The following is a 19,507-nucleotide window of genomic DNA, read 5'->3' as shown; positions in this document are numbered from 1 at the left end:
TTCGGGCTGCTTCTGTTTTGGAAAGGATCGATCGTTCAGATTGTTCCACTTTGGCTTTTTTATGAACTACTCATTAAACGAATCAACCATGAATCAACAATTAATCAGGTTTGGAGAATGTCTGGCAGCAGTGCTGCTGGGGGCAGTTTCTTTCATTTCAACAGAAATACAGGCGCAGATTATCAATGGTAAAGATTATTCAGGGCTGTCGGGCGTTTATCATACGTTTGATATGGCAGGTGATGATGTTTTCGGGCAGCGGTTTCCGGCTGAGAACTTTTCCTATGTTGATGAGCTTACCGGAACGAACGTAAACGCGTTGACAACGTCGCGTCACAACAACTCGAAGATGTACCAAACGCACCCGCAATGGACGGCAGACGGAAAGTACGTGGTTATTACCTCGGACCGGACTTCAACCCACGAGAAGCGAGACCGACAGGCTTATGCGATATCGATGGATAATTTTGAAATTACACAGATTACAACAGGCGACCGGGGGAGCGATTTGCACCTGGGCTGGCACACCAATGCTGCCTATCTGTTCCGGGGCAACCGGCTTGTAAAACTGAACTTGGATGAGCTTTTAGCCGACAGCGAGAAAGGAGAAGTTGGAGAGCCGGAGGATTACGAAGATTTGTTGGCGACTGTGCCTGATTCCATTCGGCCATCTGGTTTGGGCTTGGATGCCAACGAAAACCGGGTGTTCTTTTCCCGGGGATTGGGCATTGACAAATCCGAGATTTATTGCGTTGATTTTGAGTCCGGCGAAACCACCAAGGTTCTGGAAGTGCCTTTTCGGATCGGGCATTTGCAATCGAACCCGTTTGTGACGGGCGAGGTAATGTACTGTTGGGAGACTGGTGGCGATTCGCCGCAAAGGATGTGGTACATGAAAGTTGATGAAAATGGAAAAGTAAATAACAGGGCTATCTACGAGGAAGACCCGAACGATTGGGTAACCCACGAGGTTTTTATGGGGCCCGACGATATTCTTTTTCACCTGATGGGGCATTTGGATCGCCTTCAAACCAATCAAACCGGATTGTATTCACTCAATATTCGCACCAACAAACTCACCTTTCACGGGCAAACGGGGACCGGCGGTTTTTGGCATTGTAACGCAACGCCCGATCGGAAGTGGATTGTTACGGATACCTTCGACGGAAAGCTATACCGGATTAATGCAGAAGATAACAACGACTGGGCGCTGTTAACACAGGGACACCGCGGGATCAGCGTTAGCCCGTTCACCAGCGAGGCGCATTTGCACCCGTCTGTTAGTCCCGACGGTAAATGGGTGTTGATCAATTCCAGTCGTTTTACTGAAAGCGATGTGTTGCTACTGCCTTTGTTTCCGGGGAAGTAACTTGATGAGATTGGAGGCTGCAGGGTACATGTGACCATACTTGTACATGGATTACACCGAGTGTTCAATCCAGTAGGGTATTGGTGTGTTTATTTGCCTTTGTCAGCTGTCGTGATTCGATTCGGGATTGGTGTGTTTGACCGCTGCTTCCGGAGCTGTAATCTAAATCTCCGTAAAATCAACTGTCCTGCAGAAGTGGAAAGATATGCTTGTTTTTGTGGAAGATTAAATCGAATTGGCTACTAATACAGCTTGAAATCTAGTTGAGTTCAGCTAAGTGTTGAGGCATTAGCCTCGAATAAAAAATCGGATTTTTTACGAGGTTCCTGCGTTGTTTTTTTTCAGGCCTAAGGATTCCCTTAAATTATATATACGAGAAACGTTTCCCCTATCGCGTGAAGGTGATATGTGTTGGTTCGACATGTCGTCTTGATAACAAACTTCTTCCTCCTAGTTTGCATAAATAATGTTTGGAATTTTATAAATGTCATTGATTTTAAGCAAATAGGGTTGGTGTCGTGGACTTTTTAGTGACAAAAATCACAAACTAGTCAATTCAATGTAAAATTTTGATGTTATTCAGACATGAATTATGAAAAAATCTTCAAAAGATATTTTCAAAATCCTAAAAAAGGTTAAATTGTGCAAATAAAGATTAACGAATCTCTAAATAATTTATGTCTCTCCTTTATGAATAATTAATTCTTTCCTATCAATTAAGAATCAAAAAAAAGTTGCTTATGAATCTAAAGGTTAATTGGTTAAGAAAATGCCTGACACTCTTAGCTGCATTTTTTTTAGGAGTAGGAGCATTGCTTGCTCAGGAAGTCAATCTTTCGGGGATTGTTACCAGTTCTGAAGATGGCAGTCCACTGCCTGGTGTTTCCGTTTTGGAGAAAGGAACCAATCACGGAACAGTTACGAATGTTGATGGTCAGTATTCGATCAGTGTGCCGCAGGGTGCAACTGTTGTTTTCTCATTCATTGGAATGGAGATAAAGGAAATAACAGCAAGTTCTTCACAAACATTGGATGTTGTTTTAGATCCGGAAACTGAGGGATTGGGAGAAGTTGTTGTTACAGCACTCGGTATTACCCGCGAGAAAAAATCGCTGGGTTATTCGGTGGCAGAGGTTGGAAGTGATGAAGTAGCTACCGTAAAAGACGTGAATCCGATGAACTCTCTTTCGGGTCGCGTTGCCGGTGTAACAATTACGCAAGGATCGTTTGGTCCCGGTAGTAGTTCGCGGGTAGTGATCCGCGGAAACAACTCAATTACCGGAAACAACCAGCCGCTTTACGTTGTGGACGGTATTCCGATGAGTAATTCCGGATATGGTTCGGCAAACGGATCTGACACCGGTGAATATTCGAAGTCGGATTATGGCTCTGGAATTTCGGACATCAACCCGGATGATATTGCAAGCATCTCCGTTCTGAAAGGACCGAACGCCGCCGCTCTATACGGGTCTCGTGCAGCAAACGGGGTAATCATGATCACAACAAAAAAAGGTTCGGCTCGCAAAGGGGTGGGGGTTACGTTTACTTCGAACACCACTTTTGAAAGCCCGATGTTGTTACCCGACTATCAGAACGAGTATGGTCAAGGTACCGAGGGGTATATTCCGTCAACTGTTGCCGATTTGAAATCAGCAGGGGGTTCATGGGGACCACGGATGGATGGCTCAAACCAACTTTATTACACTGGTGAAACCAAAGCCTACAGTCCTCAGCCGGATAACGTAAAAGACTTTTTTGAAACCGGATCAACGTTGATCAATACGTTGGCATTGACAGCAGGTAACGACGAGGTAAATGTTCGTTTTTCATATACGAATACCGAGGCTCAAGCCACGATTCCGAATTCGAAAATTCAACGACATAATTTTAACTTAAGAGGTTTTGCCAAATTAACCGATAGATTGTCGGTTGATGCGAAAGCGACCTATTTCAAACAGTACGGTAAAAACAGGCCCACATTGGGTACAGAAGGTTTGATGTCGACCTTGTATAATATTCCGCGAAACGTAGATATTAACGATTATAAGACCTACCAGGACCCGGAAACTTTGAGTTCGGTTTCTGCAACGTCGCTGGGAGCAAACCCATATTGGTCGGTTTACCATGACCAGCGTGAAGACTGGAAAGACAGATTGCAGGGTTTTGCAAAAATTCAGTATGATTTTACCGACTACTTGTCAGCATACGTTCGCGTTGGTACCGACATGTCGACTATGAACATTGAAACCGTCAACCAATACGGACACTGGTATAGCACAACAGGAGCGTTTAGCTACACCGAGAGCCAGGAGCAGGAGACGAATGCTGACTTCTTGTTGATGTTTAAAAAAGACCTGACCGACAAAATTAATCTGAACGCCTCGTTAGGTGGAAACCACATGTACTCGACCAACCGGGGACACAGCGTTAGCGGTTCTCAGTTCCGTATTCCCGATGGACCACCGTTGAGTGCGGCGTCGGTTGTAACAGCTGGCTTTACGCCACTGGAAGAAAAAGAGATTAACTCGCTTTACGGTACAGTAAGTTTTGCTTACGATCGCTGGTTCTATTTGGATTTGTCAGCTCGTAACGACTGGTCTTCTACCTTGCCCGAGACAAACTGGTCTTATTTCTATCCTTCTGCCAGTGCATCAATTTTGATTAACGACTTGCTGGAAATCGAAAATTCAGTGCTGTCATATTCCAAAGTACGCGCCAGCTGGGCACAAGTAGGTAACGATACCGATCCTTATCAGTTGTACGATACCTATTCTCTTGCTGCAGCCTCCAGTTCTTATCTTGGCGAAACAACCATGTCCAGAAGTGATGTGAAATACGCTTCGGACCTTAAACCGGAGGATGTGCGTTCAATTGAAATTGGTGGTGAATTCCACTTTTTCAACGATCGCTTGTATACGGATATGTCATACTATGATATTACCTCGAAGGATTTGATCATGAACGTTCCGATTTCAAAATCAACTGGCTACAGCTATATGAAAGAGAACGTTGGTGAGATCCGAAACAAAGGTTTTGAAATGATGCTTGGAGGTGTTCCTGTTAAAACAGATGATTTTACCTGGGATGTATCTGTCAACTTTGCGACGAACAAAAACAAGTTGAACGAACTGATTGAAGGAACCGACGACTACACCTTCTCAACCATTAACAGCGGCAATGTGATCGTGAAGGCGACCGTCGGTGGTGGTTTTGGTGATATTTACGGAACAACCTGGGAAAAGGATGACGATGGAAATATCCTGGTTTTGGATAATGGTAAACCGCAGGTATCGAGCGACAAAGTTCTTTTGGGGAATTATCAACCAGACTGGACCGGAGGTATGACGAATACATTCAGCTATAAAAACTGGAAAATGAGTTTCCTGATTGATGCTCGTTTCGGTGGTGAAGTTTATTCGGGAACCGATGCTGCCATGGATGCGGCAGGTACCAGCAAGCGAACATTAGCTTATCGTGAAGGTGGTGTTGTTGTCGATGGTATGTTGGATGACGGTTCAGCGAATGCGACATCAATATCCGCTGAGGAATACTGGGGCGCAGTCAGCTCAATTGCTTCGGAATATGTTTACGATCAGACGAATGTCCGTCTGCGTGAAATTTCATTGATTTGGAATCTTCCTTCAAAATGGTTGGAAAACACGATTGTCAGAAATGCATCGATTGGTGTAATTGGCCGTAACTTGTTCTTCTTCTACAAGGATACCGACAACTTCGATCCTGAAGCCAGCTACAGTGTGTCCTCATTCTCTCAAGGGGTTGTTTATTACCCGTTGCCAACCAGTCGTAGTATAGGATTCAATTTGAATGTGAACTTTTAATCCTTAATCCATGAAAATTATGAAATTTAAAATAGCACTGATAGCCACTGTTGTCGCACTCGGTCTCGGAAGTTGTACCTCCGACTTTGTGGACATAAACAAAGATCCGAATGCAATTTTGGGTGACCAGATTTCAGCACGATATTTTATTACTGGTACGCAGGTTCAATTGTTTGCACCAAACCGTTATCCATACTGGCGCGCACAGCTGATTCATGCCGACCGTTACGCAGGGATGTTCTGTTTTGGGTTTAGTAGTTCCTGGTGGTCCGATGAGCTGGGGTATTCATACAATTCCGGTTATACCGATGCTGCCTGGGATTATTACGAAGGATACAACAGCACCATTAATACGTATTTGCAGCTGACCGAGCCGGGTGGAGACCTGGATAATTCGCTGACTTATGCTACTGCGTTGATTATGAAGAGTATGTTCTATCAGAAGTTTACTGATACTTTTGGTGAAGTTCCCTACTCAGAGAGCGGTGACCTGGAAATTCTTCAGCCGAAGTTTGATACCCAAATGGAAATTTATGAGGGTATTATTGCTGATTTGAACACTGCGATCAGCCTGATTGGTGACGAATCAGTAACAGGTGTGGGAACCGAAGATTTGGGTTCTAATGACTTGTTTTATGGTGGCGATTTACAAAAATGGAAAAAGCTGGCTAATACCTTAAAGTTGAAAGTGGCTTTGCGTGCCTACGGTGCGTCGGGTGCTACTTTTGTCGACAGTGCGATTTCTGAAGCATTGGCGTCTGATCTTCTCATGGACAGTTCTGATGACTGCTTGTTGCCGAAAGATGCAGAAATCGACCAATGGAGTAGTGCCTGCTATGGCGATGTTTGGTATAATTTCGGTGACGGTTCTGATTGGACTGTGAGCCAGGAAGTGATCGATTACTTGCAAAAATACGACGACCCACGTTTGTCGAAATACGCTCAACCAGCTGTGGGTGGTGATGCAATTACGATTCCAAAGCCAGGGTCGGACACAGATGAGATGTACCAAAAACGTAAAAATTTCATTTTGGCGGCGTTGGACGACGCTGGAGCTGTTTATACAGAAACTACTGACGCCGATGGAGCATCAGTTATTTCCATGGCTGCTTCGACTTACTATGTTGGTCAACCGGTTCGGTTAAATTCCAATATGGTCAATTATGCCCGCTACCCGTTATTCAGTAAACCCGCTGAATACATCATTCAACAAAAGAACCAGGGAGAGGATATTGCTCCTGAAATTGTTCTGACGACTGCTGAAGCTTATTTCATGAAAGCACAGGCAATTTTGATGGGCTACGGAAGCGGCGATGCGAATACAATTTATCGCGAAGGCTTGCGATATGCCATGTTGCTTTGGGGAGTTACAGAAGACGAAGTCGACGACTTCCTGACGAACTCATCAATGGCAACTTTGGATGGCTCGAATGATATGGAAAAAGTCATTGTTCAGCGTTGGCTGGCCAACTACACCGAAGGTTTCGAAGCCTGGGCAATCGTTCGTAAAAATGGCTACCCGGCTTCCTTGGCTGCTGGTGTTTCCGATGGCGACATCTACGGACTTGGGACATTGAACGGTGCTTATCCGCAGCGTATGCGTTACGGATCGAGTCCGTACAGTACCAATGCCGATAACTTGCAGGAAGCTATTGCAAGCCAGGGGGCCGATGTACAGGCAACCCAATTGTGGTGGGCAAAATAATCATTTCATGAGACGAGTTAAGGAGAAGATCTTCATTCTCCTTAACTCGATCTTCTATCCTTAAAGTCTTAAAATTCTCTCATCGAAAGAGTCTTTCCGGTTTGATCGTTTTATTCTGTTAATTAAATTTGAAACAGCCAGCAAAACGTAAAAAATACAAGTAGGAGTATTTTAAGCGAACTCTGGAAGGCAGAACCTATTACTTAACTTAATCGCTAAACAACCACTCCATGATTCTTTTAAACGCAGAAGACATTCGCAAAATGCCCATAAGTGAGCTGAAGCGGTATCGGCTTAAGATGCACATATTGAGAATTTTGTATGCGAAGAAAACCCGATCTGCTTCCGCTCTTGGAAAGAAAATCAATGTTAGTTTACCGACTATTCGAGCAGTACTGGATGAGTTGATCGAGGAGAAGATCGTTCGGATTGAGGGGATTGGAGATTCTCGGGGTGGCCGCAAGCCGGTGATGTATGGTTTATATTCCGATGCCTTTTACATTCTGGCGGTCGAGCTGGGGCACTACTCAGCCAAAGCAGTTATTTATAATGGGCAGAACGTTGAGGTTTCGTCTGTCCGGGAGTTTGATACAAATATCAACGACGGGGAACTTGAGACGAAGGTTGATCATGTGCTTCAGGTATTACTGGAACAAGCGTCGTTATCGCGCGATCAGATTGTCGCAATTGGTCTGAGTATGCCTGGATTGATTGATGCCGAAGCAGGAGTCAATAAAACAATCGTTGCCGAAAACCAGCGACATGTCGTTGATCGATTCTACTCGAAGTTTCATATTCGTACTTATATTGAAAACGACGCCCGCATGCAGGCGTTGGGAGAGTTTACTTTTGGGAAGGCCCGCAATTCGCGACACACTATCGTCATTAACTGGGATTGGGGGCTTGGTCTGGGAATGATCCTGAACGGAGAAATCTACAGTGGGTCAAACGGCAGTGCCGGTGAATTGAGTCATATTCGGATCCAGGAGGATGGTGACCTTTGCGAATGTGGCAAAAAAGGGTGTTTGCAAAGTATGGCCGGAACCCGCAAACTCATCAGCATGGCGAAAGAAGAATTGGCGAAAGGCGCCGTGAGCCAGTTGGCAAGTCAGTTTACGAAAGATATCGACAATATTAAAGCGATTGATGTGATTAATTGCGCCAAAAAGGGTGATGAACTTTGCATCTCGCTGCTATCGCGATTAAGCACCCGAATGGGCTGGGGCTTATCTGTAATGATCCAATTATTTAACCCGGAACTGATCGTTTTGAGCGGTCCCATCATCAAAGCCAGTCAATACGTTTTAATTCCCATTCAGCAAGCTTTGCACAAGTACTGTTTAGAGAGTATTTTGGAAAGCGTTAGGGTTGAAGTCTCGGAAATGGGAGAGAACTCCGGGCTGAAAGGAGTAGGCGTCATGGTTTATCAAAAAATCTTCAGTGATAAATCGCTCTCGTAGATTCCGCGAACGTGATTTTTAAAAAGCAAAATCTCCATGTATTCACCGTGGAGATTTCATATTTTGGGTGGTAGTCCCACCGGGAATCGAACCCGGATTTACAGTTTAGGAAACTGTCGTTCTATCCGTTGAACTATGGAACCATCCGCTAAAAAGCTTTGCAAAAATAGGAAAAAGCTGCTTAATACAACATCGATCCCGATTTTTCATGGGAATGCAGTTTTGCTAATCGTTGGATTCTTGCCAATTTCATAAAATCGAATTTATCTAAATATCCATCATTTTGTATCTGTGAGTTTTGTCAGTATAAAGATGTATTGATGTTAACAGAAAATTTACATCTTCAAGTTCTTTAAATAATTGTGATCGAGTAGATTGGGTTATTTTGCGCAAGAGCCTGCTTAGAAACAGTTTAAATTAGCTATTTTAGGGTTCGTTTTCATTGTAGGGAACGTCTGAGAGGCCTACTTTTGTTGAGCTTTTGCAGAATTAGTATTAATGTTTAAATATAAATCAGTTATCCTATGAGCAATTTTCTGACTGCCTCTATCGGAAGAAAGTTTATTATGAGCATTACGGGTTTGTTCCTGATGATGTTCATTTGCGTCCACTTAGGCGTAAACTTGCTGTTGATTGTTGATGACAGCGGAGCGTTATTCAACCAGGGGGCGCACTTCATGGCCACCAATCCATTCATCAAAATTATGGAGCCAGTACTTGGTCTGGGATTCGCAGTACATATCATCTGGTCATTTCTTATTAGTTTTCAGAACTATAAGGCTCGTCCGGTGAGCTATGACAAGTCGAATGCTTCCTACTCAAGTGCATGGGCATCACGTAATATGTTGGTGCTGGGTGGATTAGTTTTGGTTTTCCTGGTTATCCACATTATGAACTTTTATTACGTTATCAAATTTGACCCGCATTCAATGTCTACCGCTGTGGTTGACGGAACAGAAATGCACGACACTTACGCGTTGGTTGCCGGCCTGTTCAAGTCAAGCGTAGTTTACGGTATCTTGTACATCATCGGTGGTATTTTACTTGGATTTCACCTGGGACACGGGTTCTGGTCATCTTTCCAAACTCTTGGCCTTAACAACAAAAACTGGTTGTGCCGCTTACAAATTGTAGGTAAGGTTTATGCCATTCTTGTTGCTGTTGGTTTTTCAATTATTCCATTGTATTTCCTGATTAAATTTTAATTGAAAAGAAGTTGAAATTATGAGCGTATTAGATGCAAAAATACCAGAAGGGCCATTAGCCCAGAAGTGGACAAATTATAAAGACCATCAAAAATTAGTTAACCCGGCCAACAAACGTAAACTGGATGTGATCGTAGTTGGTACTGGTCTGGCCGGTGGGGCAGCTGCTGCTTCACTTGGTGAAATGGGTTTCAACGTAAAAAACTTTACGATTCAGGATTCACCTCGTCGTGCGCACTCAATTGCTGCACAGGGGGGTATCAATGCTGCAAAAAACTATCCGAACGACGGTGACTCAGTTTTCCGTTTGTTCTACGATACAATCAAAGGTGGTGACTATCGTGCACGTGAAGCGAACGTTCACCGTTTGGCGGAAGTTGCGAACAACATCATCGACCAGTGTGTGGCTCAAGGTGTTCCTTTTGCACGCGAATACGGCGGTTTGCTGGACAACCGTTCTTTCGGTGGTGCTCAGGTTAGCCGTACATTCTACGCGAAAGGTCAAACCGGACAACAATTGTTGTTGGGTGCTTACCAGGCTTTAATGCGTCAGGTAAACGCCGGAACCGTACAAATGCACACTCGTACCGAGTTGGTTGACATTGTTATTGTTGATGGAAAAGCACGCGGTATCATTGCTCGCGACCTGGTAACAGGCGAATTGCAACGTCACTTCGGTCACGCTGTCGTATTGGCAACTGGTGGTTACGGAAACACTTTCTTCCTGTCGACTAACGCGATGGGCTCGAATGGTTCTGCTGCTATTAAGGCATTCCACAAAGGTGCCATGTTTGCTAACCCATGTTACGCGCAAATTCACCCGACTTGTATTCCTGTTCACGGTGAATTCCAATCGAAACTGACGTTGATGTCAGAATCATTGCGTAACGATGGTCGTATTTGGGTTCCGAAGAAAAAAGAAGACGCTGAAGCGATCCGCGCCGGTAAAAAGAAACCAACCGATTTGTCGGAAGACGAACGCGACTACTACCTGGAACGTCGTTACCCTGCATTCGGTAACCTGGTTCCCCGCGACGTGGCTTCACGTGCTGCTAAAGAACGTTGTGATGCTGGTTTCGGTGTAGGTTCAGGTTTAGCTGTTTACCTCGATTTTAAATCGGCTATCGATCGTTTGGGTAAAAATGTAATTGAAGCTCGTTACGGTAACTTGTTCCAGATGTACGAGAAAATCGTTGACGAGAATCCATATGAAACACCAATGATGATCTATCCCGCGATCCACTACACAATGGGTGGTATCTGGGTTGATTACGAATTGCAAACAACTATCCCTGGTTTGTTCGCAGCTGGTGAAGCTAACTTCTCTGATCACGGTGCAAACCGCTTGGGTGCTTCGGCATTGATGCAAGGTTTGGCCGACGGATATTTCGTATTGCCATACACTATTCAGAACTATCTGGCTGATGACATTCGTACACCGCGCATGACCGGTAACGAACCTGAGTTTGTTGAAGCAGAAAAAGCTGTTAAAGCTCGTTTCGAGAAACTGATGAACATCAAAGGTCAACGTTCTGTTGATAGCTTGCACAAAGAGCTTGGGTTGGTGATGTGGGATTTTGTGGGAATGGCCCGTAACAAAAAAGGCTTGGAACACGCAATCGAACGTATTGCTGAGATCAAAAAAGAATTCTGGTCAAACTTACGTATTCCGGGATCGAAAGAAGGAATGAATGTTGAATTGGAAAAAGCCAGCCGCTTGTCCGATTTCCTTGAAATTGGTGATTTGATGGCTCGTGATGCTTTGAACCGTGAAGAAAGTTGTGGTGGTCACTTCCGTGAAGAATACCAAACTGAAGAGGGTGAAGCACTTCGTCAGGACGACAAATTTGCCTATGTAGGTTGTTGGGAATACAAAGGCGAAGGAAGTGAACCGGTGCTGAACAAAGAGCCGCTGGTTTACGAAAGTGTGAAAATGGTTCAACGTAATTACAAGTAATGGCTTTTTAAAAGGAGATCAATCATGGAAAAAACAATAAATCTCACGTTAAAGGTTTGGCGTCAGAACGGTCCCAAAGAAAAAGGCCGTTTTGAAACCTACAAATTAGATAATATCTCTACTGATAGCTCATTCCTCGAAATGATGGACATTTTAAATGAGCAGTTGATCAGTGAAAATAAAGAACCGGTGGCTTTCGACCACGACTGTCGCGAAGGTATTTGCGGTATGTGCTCGTTGTACATCAACGGACGCCCGCACGGACCAGATGACGATGTGACTACTTGCCAGTTGCACATGCGTAAGTTTAAAAATGGCGAAACTGTAACAATCGAGCCATGGAGAGCTGCTGCTTTCCCTGTAATTAAAGACTTGATGGTTGACCGTTCTGCTTTCGATAAAATTATTGCAGCCGGTGGTTATGTATCTGTTTCAACAGGTGGTGTGCCTGATGCAAACGCAATTCCAATTCCAAAGGTTGATGCTGACGAAGCAATGGACTCAGCTTCATGTATTGGTTGCGGCGCTTGTGTTGCAGCATGTAAAAACTCATCAGCGATGCTTTTCGTTTCAGCTAAAGTGAGCCAATTGGCATTGTTGCCACAGGGTCGTGTTGAAGCTAAACGTCGTGCAAAAGCGATGGTTTCTAAAATGGATGAACTCGGTTTCGGTGGTTGTACCAATACAGGAGCATGTGAAGTTGAATGTCCGAAGAACATTTCAATTACAAACATCGCCCGTTTGAACCGTCAGTACCTGATTTCTCGTTTTTCAGAATAGTCTTGACTAACGATAAATGCAAAGGCCTCAACGGAAATCGTTGAGGCCTTTTTTATACTCAGAAATTACCCTTTTCGTCAGCTGGGGTGAAAGCCCAAATTCCCCGCATTCAGGCTTGTTTTGATTTTTTACTATTGCTTAGAATACCGCCCACCACGGCGCCGGCAACTGCTGTCATTACGCCATAAATAATGATATCAACAATTACCGCTGTGAAGTTCATAAGATTCGATGTTGAATACATCACAAAGTCAAATCCAAGTCCAATGAGTATGCCGATAATAAATCCTTTTGAAGTACCATCCAGGGCTGATTTGACCGTGCCCCAGCAACCAAAAATGAAGGCAAGTAAATAACCGGAAGCCAGGTTTCCGAGGAATAATAACAAGAGATTCATTTCCTCGTCGGATTTGTAAACTCCGGTTGCCGAGCCGGCGTTGTTGGCGAAGAATTCTCCGAATAACATTCCGTAGAATACCCATCCAAGCAGGAAAAACACGACTCCACCTGCCAATCCTGAAAGTAGAAGTTTCTTCGTCATAGGGCACAATTTTAGGTTTGGTTTCGTCAATTTAGCTGAATTTTCGAAACGTTTCCCTAAATCATTCCTACAACATGTCGCTCCGAGACTGCCGTCTTGCTGTTGCGAGAATTAGTTTCACATCAAATTGCGGCGTGCTTAGTCTTGATGTCTCAGCTACTTCGAAGATCTTTGGTCTTCCCGCATGGTTTGGTCAATCGGATTGGTGTCTTCCGGAGTTGCATTGACGACAGTTTCTTCTTGCTCTTCCAGAACTTCTTCAGCCTCTTTTTTGGCTTTGTTGAACCAATCTTTCACGTGTTCAATTGAACTTGAAAAAATTTCGAGGATCGAGTGGCTATGTCTTGCGGTATAATTGGTGATACTCATCTGGAGCATTGTTGCAATGATCCGATAGAAACTGTTTTTTCGACCGAAACCCATAACCTTTCCCGAAATGAAACTGGTCATCAGCGGAAAAACGGCTTCAAAAATGTTGTTCTTTAATTCGGTCTGATTGGTGATATCTTTGAAGGTACTTTTGATGAGATTGGCCGGTTTCAGGCTGTCAAAAGTAGTTTTCAATTGTTTGTTGAACTCATCTTTCTCTTCCGCTTGCCGGATCTCCAGTAAGCGGATTGTTTCTTTTAGCGATGCGCGGCTGTGTTTCATTGATCTTCCTCCTCTTTTAAGATCTGGTTAATGATTGAGACGTCCAACGGATCTTTAATGAGAGGTTTCCTGAATAGCCAGAAAATCAATGTGGACAGCGCATAAAAGCCGGCTACAGCGAAGAAGCCGTAGTAGATCTCACCCATCATTCTCCCAAGCCATAAGGCTAATCCAAAATTCAGGATCAAGAAGAAGATCGTAACGCAGATGACTACCGGCAGCCACGAAACAAAATTGGACAAAACATCCGATGTTTTGTCCAATGTCTTGAGTTTTACTAAATGCAGTGTTGTTTGGCCAAACTTGTGGCCTTTCTCAATAAGCTCGTCAATTAATTCTGTTTGCTCTTCCATAGACTTTTGTTTCTTGTTAACAAGAAATGGCTGGATAGGTTGAACTAATTCGCAGATGTTTCTTCTTTAACTTTTTTGTGGAGTTTGTTTTCCAGGTCTTTTACCTTTGCTTTTGCGGAGTCGACTTGTTCGTGTAAATCATCCATCAGGTCATTTACCTTGTCTTTCATGTCATCCAAGTAGTCTTCTCCTTTTTCGGCAATTTTACGTCTGGTTTCTGTGCCTTTGTCGGGTGCGAATAGAATGCCCAACATCGCTCCGGCAGCCAATCCTGCCAGCATGCCTAGTACAACTTTTCCTGAACTCATAGCTTTAAATTTTTAAGGTTATACAATTGTGTTCATTTATATTGTCGGCTTTACTATACTAAGTTAGCTGAATTTGGAATGAAAGGCAATTAATTGAACGCAAGAAGTGCACTCCGAGTTAACTTTTTTGTTAATATTTTCAAAAAGGAAAGGAGCCGGAAAAACGGCGGGATAGCGGGGGATTTCGGAGCCAAATCGCAGGATGAAAGGGCCTTCGTTGGTGTTTGGAGATCTGGAGAAACTAGGCAATAAAAATCCCGGACCTACAATGTCAAAGCTTTAGTCCGGGATAATATATATTGAATTAAAATGAACTTACATCGCCACCGCTCGATTCGTCGATGTCCTTTTGTGAAGGATTTCCTTTATAGCTGATGTCGCCCCCGCTACTGGCGTTGGCTTCCAGCGATTGGGTTACATAGACCGTAATATCGGAGCCGCTTGAGGCACTTGCTTTGCAAACTTCAGAGAGCAGGTCTTCGCAATCGATATCGCTGCCACTTGAAGAATCGACCGTCAAATTCTTTGTTTCTCCGGCGACCTCAGCGTCGGCACCGCTGCTTGCTTCAACGCGCACGCTTTGAGCAAAAAGTCGTTCGAATTCAACGTCTGATCCGCTGCTGGCCGAGATGTTGATTTTCTCAACTTTCACTTCGCCCTTGGCTTCAACGTCTGACCCTGCTGACGCATCCAGAGAGCTTAAGTCGTCAAAGGTGACGTACACTTTGCGGGTTTTGTTCCATCCCCAATTCCACGCGCTGGTGTTCTTCACGTAGATTCGGAGGGTTTCGCCGTTCACTTCGGTGATGATTTTGTCAATCAGATCGGCGTCGGCTTCAACCCGGACACTCTCGGTTGTTCCTTGTGTCAGATAGAGGTCGATGCCGCTGGAAACGCTGATTTTACTGAACGAGGCAACATTGCGGGATTGTGTATTACTTTTCTCTGCGTTTGCCCATATCGAGATGGACAAAAGCAAGAGTAGTAGCGGTAGTTTTCTGAGTGTAATTGTTTTCATGGTTTCGTGTTTAATATTGCATTTTGGAGATTTGCCATAGGGCTCTTTTTTGCTCTCAATCTTTTGAAATCACACCGCCCGATGAGCTGTGTCCATTTGTTTTCTCCGGATTTCCGGAATAGTAAACGTGCCCCCCGCTTGATGCTTCAGCGTTTAGTTCGTCGCTAACAGCAATCCATATATGGGCTCCGCTTGATGCATCAGCGTCGCATTTGCTCGTCCAAAGGTCACCTGCCTTCAAATGTGCGCCGGACGATGCTTTCAGGTCTGCGCGTTCACTCTTCCCCGATACGTAGATGTGGGCGCCCGATGAACATCGTCCGTCAACTGTTTTTGCGATAACTTCCAGGTGTTGTTGGCTCCCTGAAGAGGCGTGGACCTCAATATCTCTCGTCTCGATAGATCCCTCGCTTCTGACCTGGGCACCGGAAGAAGATTTCAGCTCATTCAATGTAATATAATGCACTTTTACCTTTTTCGATTTCGCCCAGCGGATGCGACTTTCGGTAAAAATCTTCAATGTTTTGTGTGATAACTCTGTCTGGATGTGCTCGTGCAGATTTTCGTCGGTTTCGACAATGACAAATTCGGTTGAGTCAGGAATAAGGAGAACCTCCAGCCCGGTGGATGCTTCAATCTTTTCAAATCCGGATATTTGCCGCGTTTCTTCGGTCACATCGCCGTCACCTTTCACGGAAGGTCCCAGTAAAATGCACGAATGAAGAAGGATTGTTAATACGAAAATGCCTGAAAAGAGAATCGTTTTTTTCATACACCGAAGATTTAAGTAAATGACGTTTGAAAGACTAATACGTTACAAAAATCGGCATACAAATTCGTTTCGGGGTGATTAAATCGCCGAACGGGGGAAATTGATCGGTAAAGAAGGGCAGGGCGGAACCTTCTAGATTAGTTCTCCGATTAATCGTAGACCTTCGAGTGTGAGATTGGAATCGATATGTTCAATTTTTGTCAACTGGTGTGCAAAAATCTGCGCAAGACCGCCCGTGGAAACGATCGCCAGTTTTCGGTTTAGTTCTTCTTCTGTTTTTGTAATAATCCGGTCGACCAGACCGGTGTACCCCATGACGATTCCCGCTTGAATGGCGTGCACCGTATTTGTGCCGAGTACTGAAGGAGGCAACACGGGTTGTACATCGGGCAACTGAGCGGTGTTACCGGCCAGTGCATGAATCGCGGTTCGCAGGCCAGGTGCAATGGCTACGCCCAGTATTTCCCCGTTGGCGGAAATGGTGGTAAAGGTTAGCGCGGTGCCAAAATCAATCACCATGCAATCGCTTTTAAAGCGTGAGTGTGCAGCCATCGAGTTCGCGACCAGGTCGCTCCCTATTTCGTATGGATTCAGGATTTTCAGCGGCAGACGATCATAGATTTCAGGAGATATAAAATGAGCACGGCAATCGATAAAGCGGGAAAGCATCTCGTCAAACTCGCGGTTCAGTTTTGGGACAACACTGCTGACGACCGCTTTTTCAATATGATTTTTACAAACTTTGTTGCTGGTAAACAGGCTTCGGAAAATAACTTCGTATTCGTCCGCCGTTTTCAGCGGATCGGTTTGTATCCGCCAGATCCGAGTCCATTCATTGGTTTCGTACACGCCAAACACGATGTTTGTATTGCCGATATCGATTGCTAAAAGCATAAATTCTGTTTTTTCTTCAAGCAATTTAGCAGATTTCTTAGATCAGATAAAATTTATTGGAAGTTTCTTCGTTACCTTATGTGAAGTGTGCCGGATAAAATGTTGGATGAAAAATATTAATGTTTTATTTTTTACTTATTTTTATCAGGTGTACCTTGAGAGACTCTAATGTTTAACTGGATTTTAACCTTTATTCTCTAACCTATGGTTACAAGTAAGAACCCCCTGATTTTTGTAGTTGAGGACAACCATGTCTACAATAGGCTAATTGTTAGCTTTCTGAAAACCAATAAGCTGACAAACGTAGAATCCTTTTCGACCGGAGAAGATGCGCTGAAAGCAATGGATAAACAACCGTCTGTTGTTATTCAGGACTATTTGTTGGAAGGAATGAACGGGATCGAGGTGTTGAAAAGAGCCAAGAAGATTGCTCCGAACGTTGAGTTCATTTTCCTTTCAGGGCAGGATAATATCGACGTTGCAATTAATACAATGAAGTATGGTGCTTACGATTATATCGTAAAAGACCAGATGGCTTTGAAGAAACTGGTCAATAAAATTCATAAGATTCAGTCGTACAACCAGCTCGAAGTTTCGAAAAAAAGATACAAAATGGGGGTTATCTTGTTTTTCGTATTCCTCGCCGTTTTCATTGTCGCTTTGATCGCGATTGCCCTGATGTACCCGCAGTACTTCGGTTTGAAGATGGGTGGAATTTAAGGATTTGATTTAATCAAAATACGCAAATAAAAAACCCGGTCTGTGAAGGCCGGGTTTCTTTGTTTATTGTTATTTGAATACTGAATTTTATTTCGCTTTTGCAATTACAGTTCCTGGTGCGAAGATTGCCGAGAATGTTTCGGGTGAATCCAGAACTTCCTTGGCTTTGTCAATTCCACGGTCTGTTTTAATAGAGGCACGAATGGCTCCTTTTTGGTAGTAGTAGCGTGAAACGATCTCGTCAGTCATCATTTCCTTAATTTCAGTTTGGAATTGGTTGAGATCCTTATCCAATTCGTGGCCTACCTGCGCCCGAAGTGCTTCGAACTGATCTTTTGCTACATCGTAGTATTTTTCGGCTTTCGCTGTTTCTTCCAACTTATCCAGTGACTTCTCTGTTTCCGATTCGTATTCAAAGTTTTGTTCTTTCAGGAAGTTTTTGAATTCGGTGTAGATTTCAGGTGTCACCTCAAAATCTTCCGGTGCCGGAATTGATTCGTGTTGATTTGCGTACAAGGTTGCAAAATCGAATACCATGTAGTCGCGCATCAGGTTGTAGCTAAGGCTGCTCAACTGATCCAGGTCGAGTTTGACATCAGGTGTGACTCCCCCGCCGTCGTAAACTTTACGCCCTTTGCGGGTCGTAAATTCTGAAATCAGAGAATCCGGAACAACGCCTACACTTCCGTCATCATTTCTGTGTGAATAATCCAACGCCTGGATACAGCGTCCACTGGGGATGTAATATTTAGCAGTTGTAACTTTTAACTTCGTATTGTAACTCAGGTCGCGGGTAGTTTGTACCAAGCCTTTACCGAAAGTTCGTGTCCCAATAATGACTGCGCGGTCAAGATCCTGAAGAGCTCCCGAAACAATTTCGGATGCAGAAGCAGAACCACGGTTAACCAATACAGCGAGAGGCATAACGGTGTCAACTGGTTGTTCGGTTGCATCGTATTCTTTGTCCCACTGTTTTACTTTACCTTTTGTGCTGACAACTTCGACGCCTTTAGGCACGAAAATATTCACGATTTTCACGGCTTCGTTCAAAAGTCCACCGGGATTAGAGCGAAGATCTAAAATCAACGATTGTGCATGCTGCTTTTCTTTCAGCTCTTTTACAATCTGCTTCACCTCGTCGCCACAGTTGGCTGTGAAGCTTGATAACCGGATGTAACCTGTTTTATCGTCAAGCATGCCGTAATAGGGAACAGCGTCAATCTGAATCTGCTCGCGTACGATGTCTACATCAATCGATTTTTTTACGCCGGGGCGCTCAATTTTAACTTTGACAACCTGATTCGCAGGTCCCTTCAGGAGGTTGCTCACATCTTCAGTTGACATGTTTTCTGTTGATTTGCCAGCTACCTCAAGCAAAATGTCACCAGCTTTCAAGCCTGATTTCTGAGCAGGGAATCCTTCGTATGGTTCCGATATGATAATATGATCACCTTGTTTCCCGATCAATGCACCGATACCTGCATACTCCCCAGTCGTCATAAAACGGAAGTCTTCCATATCCGACTCCGGAATGTAGGTTGTGTAAGGGTCGAGCGACTCCAACATCTTGTCGATACTGGTTTTTACAAGGTCGTTCGGATTGATTTCATCGACATAAAACAAATTGAGTTCCCGGATTAAAGTGTAATAGATGTCCAGGTTTTTGTCGATTTGGAACAACTTTTCGTCGCGGGTAAAAGCTGTAAACAGCACCGATACGGCGAGTACAACCCCCAACAATATTCCAATTTTCTTTTTGTTGACTGATTTCATTTGCGATTAATTCGTTTAACGTCAATAACGAGGCTACGTATTAGCGGGTTTCTTAGCTAAAGCCCTTCGGAAAGATAACAAGTAGATGAACCCGTGGTTTAATTTCTTTTTACCGGGATTTCGATGTCTCTTTTCCACATGAAAGCAAATGTAATAAAGCTT

The 19,507-nt window shown here is 44.0% G+C and carries 16 protein-coding genes and 1 tRNA gene; 8 read left to right on the top strand and 9 right to left on the bottom strand.

Translation table 11 applies throughout. The annotated features are described in order from the left end of the window. Positions 1–88: 88 nt before the first annotated feature. The 4 genes from BC643_RS11800 (at position 89) to BC643_RS11785 (ending at position 8,373) form a co-directional block, all read left to right on the top strand. Complete coding sequence (locus tag BC643_RS11800) at positions 89–1,369, top strand: TolB family protein (protein ID WP_120274251.1); 1,281 nt, start codon at positions 89–91, stop codon at positions 1,367–1,369. Positions 1,370–2,109: 740 nt separating this feature from the next. Further along, entirely contained in the window at positions 2,110–5,208 is a 3,099-nt protein-coding gene (locus tag BC643_RS11795; protein WP_120273279.1) for a SusC/RagA family TonB-linked outer membrane protein, read from the top strand. A gap of 19 nt (positions 5,209–5,227) precedes the next feature. Further along, the gene (locus tag BC643_RS11790) at positions 5,228–6,913 is read left to right on the top strand and encodes a SusD/RagB family nutrient-binding outer membrane lipoprotein (RefSeq protein ID WP_245994924.1); all 1,686 of its coding nucleotides are present in this window, start codon (positions 5,228–5,230) and stop codon (positions 6,911–6,913) included. Positions 6,914–7,143: 230 nt separating this feature from the next. Continuing rightward, positions 7,144–8,373, top strand: a complete 1,230-nt coding sequence (locus BC643_RS11785) for an ROK family transcriptional regulator (RefSeq protein ID WP_120273277.1) — start codon at positions 7,144–7,146, stop codon at positions 8,371–8,373. Positions 8,374–8,441: 68 nt separating this feature from the next. On the opposite strand, the gene BC643_RS11780 is transcribed toward BC643_RS11785, so the two are convergent. After that, positions 8,442–8,516 (bottom strand) — tRNA-Arg (locus BC643_RS11780). A 381-nt stretch (positions 8,517–8,897) separates the two neighbouring features. Between BC643_RS11780 and BC643_RS11775 the strand changes: the two genes are divergently transcribed. Genes BC643_RS11775 through BC643_RS11765 form a run of 3 tightly spaced genes read left to right on the top strand, consistent with a single transcriptional unit; the run spans position 8,898 to position 12,315 of the window. Then, positions 8,898–9,578, top strand: coding sequence for a succinate dehydrogenase cytochrome b subunit (locus BC643_RS11775; protein WP_120273276.1), 681 nt, complete (start codon positions 8,898–8,900; stop codon positions 9,576–9,578). Positions 9,579–9,597: 19 nt separating this feature from the next. Next, positions 9,598–11,535: a fumarate reductase/succinate dehydrogenase flavoprotein subunit gene (locus tag BC643_RS11770; RefSeq protein WP_120273275.1), complete on the top strand. Its 1,938-nt coding sequence runs from the start codon at positions 9,598–9,600 to the stop codon at positions 11,533–11,535. Between the two features lie 24 nt (positions 11,536–11,559). Then, positions 11,560–12,315 carry a succinate dehydrogenase/fumarate reductase iron-sulfur subunit gene (locus BC643_RS11765; protein ID WP_120273274.1) on the top strand — a complete coding sequence of 252 codons (756 nt, stop codon included), beginning with the start codon at positions 11,560–11,562 and terminating at the stop codon, positions 12,313–12,315. Positions 12,316–12,424: 109 nt separating this feature from the next. Here BC643_RS11765 and BC643_RS11760 read toward each other — a convergent pair whose 3' ends face one another. The 7 genes from BC643_RS11760 to BC643_RS11730 all read right to left on the bottom strand — a co-directional run bounded on the left by BC643_RS11760 (position 12,425) and on the right by BC643_RS11730 (position 16,852). Continuing rightward, positions 12,425–12,856: a DUF1761 family protein gene (locus BC643_RS11760; protein WP_120273273.1), complete on the bottom strand. Its 432-nt coding sequence runs from the start codon at positions 12,854–12,856 to the stop codon at positions 12,425–12,427. 156 nt (positions 12,857–13,012) lie between these two features. Then, entirely contained in the window at positions 13,013–13,507 is a 495-nt protein-coding gene (locus BC643_RS11755) for a hypothetical protein (RefSeq protein ID WP_120273272.1), read from the bottom strand. Next, entirely contained in the window at positions 13,504–13,860 is a 357-nt protein-coding gene (locus BC643_RS11750; protein ID WP_120273271.1) for a hypothetical protein, read from the bottom strand. The genes BC643_RS11755 and BC643_RS11750 overlap by 4 nt, the downstream gene beginning before the upstream one ends. A 44-nt stretch (positions 13,861–13,904) precedes the next feature. Further along, positions 13,905–14,168, bottom strand: a complete 264-nt coding sequence (locus BC643_RS11745; protein ID WP_120273270.1) for a YtxH domain-containing protein — start codon at positions 14,166–14,168, stop codon at positions 13,905–13,907. A gap of 304 nt (positions 14,169–14,472) precedes the next feature. Beyond that, the gene (locus BC643_RS11740; protein WP_120273269.1) at positions 14,473–15,186 is read right to left on the bottom strand and encodes a head GIN domain-containing protein; all 714 of its coding nucleotides are present in this window, start codon (positions 15,184–15,186) and stop codon (positions 14,473–14,475) included. Between the two features lie 55 nt (positions 15,187–15,241). Then, positions 15,242–15,958, bottom strand: a complete 717-nt coding sequence (locus BC643_RS11735) for a head GIN domain-containing protein (RefSeq protein ID WP_120273268.1) — start codon at positions 15,956–15,958, stop codon at positions 15,242–15,244. Positions 15,959–16,090: 132 nt separating this feature from the next. Beyond that, the gene (locus BC643_RS11730; RefSeq protein WP_147377206.1) at positions 16,091–16,852 is read right to left on the bottom strand and encodes a type III pantothenate kinase; all 762 of its coding nucleotides are present in this window, start codon (positions 16,850–16,852) and stop codon (positions 16,091–16,093) included. 204 nt (positions 16,853–17,056) lie between these two features. Here BC643_RS11730 and BC643_RS11725 point away from each other — a divergent pair, with 204 nt between their 5' ends. After that, the gene (locus BC643_RS11725; protein ID WP_120273266.1) at positions 17,057–17,572 is read left to right on the top strand and encodes a response regulator; all 516 of its coding nucleotides are present in this window, start codon (positions 17,057–17,059) and stop codon (positions 17,570–17,572) included. A gap of 87 nt (positions 17,573–17,659) precedes the next feature. Here the strand turns inward: BC643_RS11725 and BC643_RS11720 are convergent, their stop codons facing one another. Further along, positions 17,660–19,345 (bottom strand): S41 family peptidase, encoded by a 1,686-nt coding sequence (locus BC643_RS11720; protein ID WP_120273265.1) that lies wholly within the window; start codon positions 19,343–19,345, stop codon positions 17,660–17,662. Between the last annotated feature and the right edge of the window lie 162 nt (positions 19,346–19,507).

This window comes from Mangrovibacterium diazotrophicum, from assembly GCF_003610535.1.
Taxonomy (GTDB): Bacteria; Bacteroidota; Bacteroidia; order Bacteroidales; family Prolixibacteraceae; genus Mangrovibacterium; species Mangrovibacterium diazotrophicum.
This window is presented reverse-complemented; position numbering and strand designations above follow the sequence as displayed.

Excerpts from the sequence above, each read along its gene's own strand:
- BC643_RS11800 (WP_120274251.1), top strand. The coding sequence starts at position 89 with ATGAATCAACAATTAATCAGGTTTGGAGAATGTCTGGCAGCAGTGCTG.
- BC643_RS11795 (WP_120273279.1), top strand. The coding sequence starts at position 2,110 with ATGAATCTAAAGGTTAATTGGTTAAGAAAATGCCTGACACTCTTAGCT.
- BC643_RS11790 (WP_245994924.1), top strand. The coding sequence starts at position 5,228 with ATGAAATTTAAAATAGCACTGATAGCCACTGTTGTCGCACTCGGTCTC.
- BC643_RS11785 (WP_120273277.1), top strand. The coding sequence starts at position 7,144 with ATGATTCTTTTAAACGCAGAAGACATTCGCAAAATGCCCATAAGTGAG.
- BC643_RS11775 (WP_120273276.1), top strand. The coding sequence starts at position 8,898 with ATGAGCAATTTTCTGACTGCCTCTATCGGAAGAAAGTTTATTATGAGC.
- BC643_RS11770 (WP_120273275.1), top strand. The coding sequence starts at position 9,598 with ATGAGCGTATTAGATGCAAAAATACCAGAAGGGCCATTAGCCCAGAAG.
- BC643_RS11765 (WP_120273274.1), top strand. The coding sequence starts at position 11,560 with ATGGAAAAAACAATAAATCTCACGTTAAAGGTTTGGCGTCAGAACGGT.
- BC643_RS11760 (WP_120273273.1), bottom strand. The coding sequence starts at position 12,856 with ATGACGAAGAAACTTCTACTTTCAGGATTGGCAGGTGGAGTCGTGTTT.
- BC643_RS11755 (WP_120273272.1), bottom strand. The coding sequence starts at position 13,507 with ATGAAACACAGCCGCGCATCGCTAAAAGAAACAATCCGCTTACTGGAG.
- BC643_RS11750 (WP_120273271.1), bottom strand. The coding sequence starts at position 13,860 with ATGGAAGAGCAAACAGAATTAATTGACGAGCTTATTGAGAAAGGCCAC.
- BC643_RS11745 (WP_120273270.1), bottom strand. The coding sequence starts at position 14,168 with ATGAGTTCAGGAAAAGTTGTACTAGGCATGCTGGCAGGATTGGCTGCC.
- BC643_RS11740 (WP_120273269.1), bottom strand. The coding sequence starts at position 15,186 with ATGAAAACAATTACACTCAGAAAACTACCGCTACTACTCTTGCTTTTG.
- BC643_RS11735 (WP_120273268.1), bottom strand. The coding sequence starts at position 15,958 with ATGAAAAAAACGATTCTCTTTTCAGGCATTTTCGTATTAACAATCCTT.
- BC643_RS11730 (WP_147377206.1), bottom strand. The coding sequence starts at position 16,852 with ATGCTTTTAGCAATCGATATCGGCAATACAAACATCGTGTTTGGCGTG.
- BC643_RS11725 (WP_120273266.1), top strand. The coding sequence starts at position 17,057 with ATGGTTACAAGTAAGAACCCCCTGATTTTTGTAGTTGAGGACAACCAT.
- BC643_RS11720 (WP_120273265.1), bottom strand. The coding sequence starts at position 19,345 with ATGAAATCAGTCAACAAAAAGAAAATTGGAATATTGTTGGGGGTTGTA.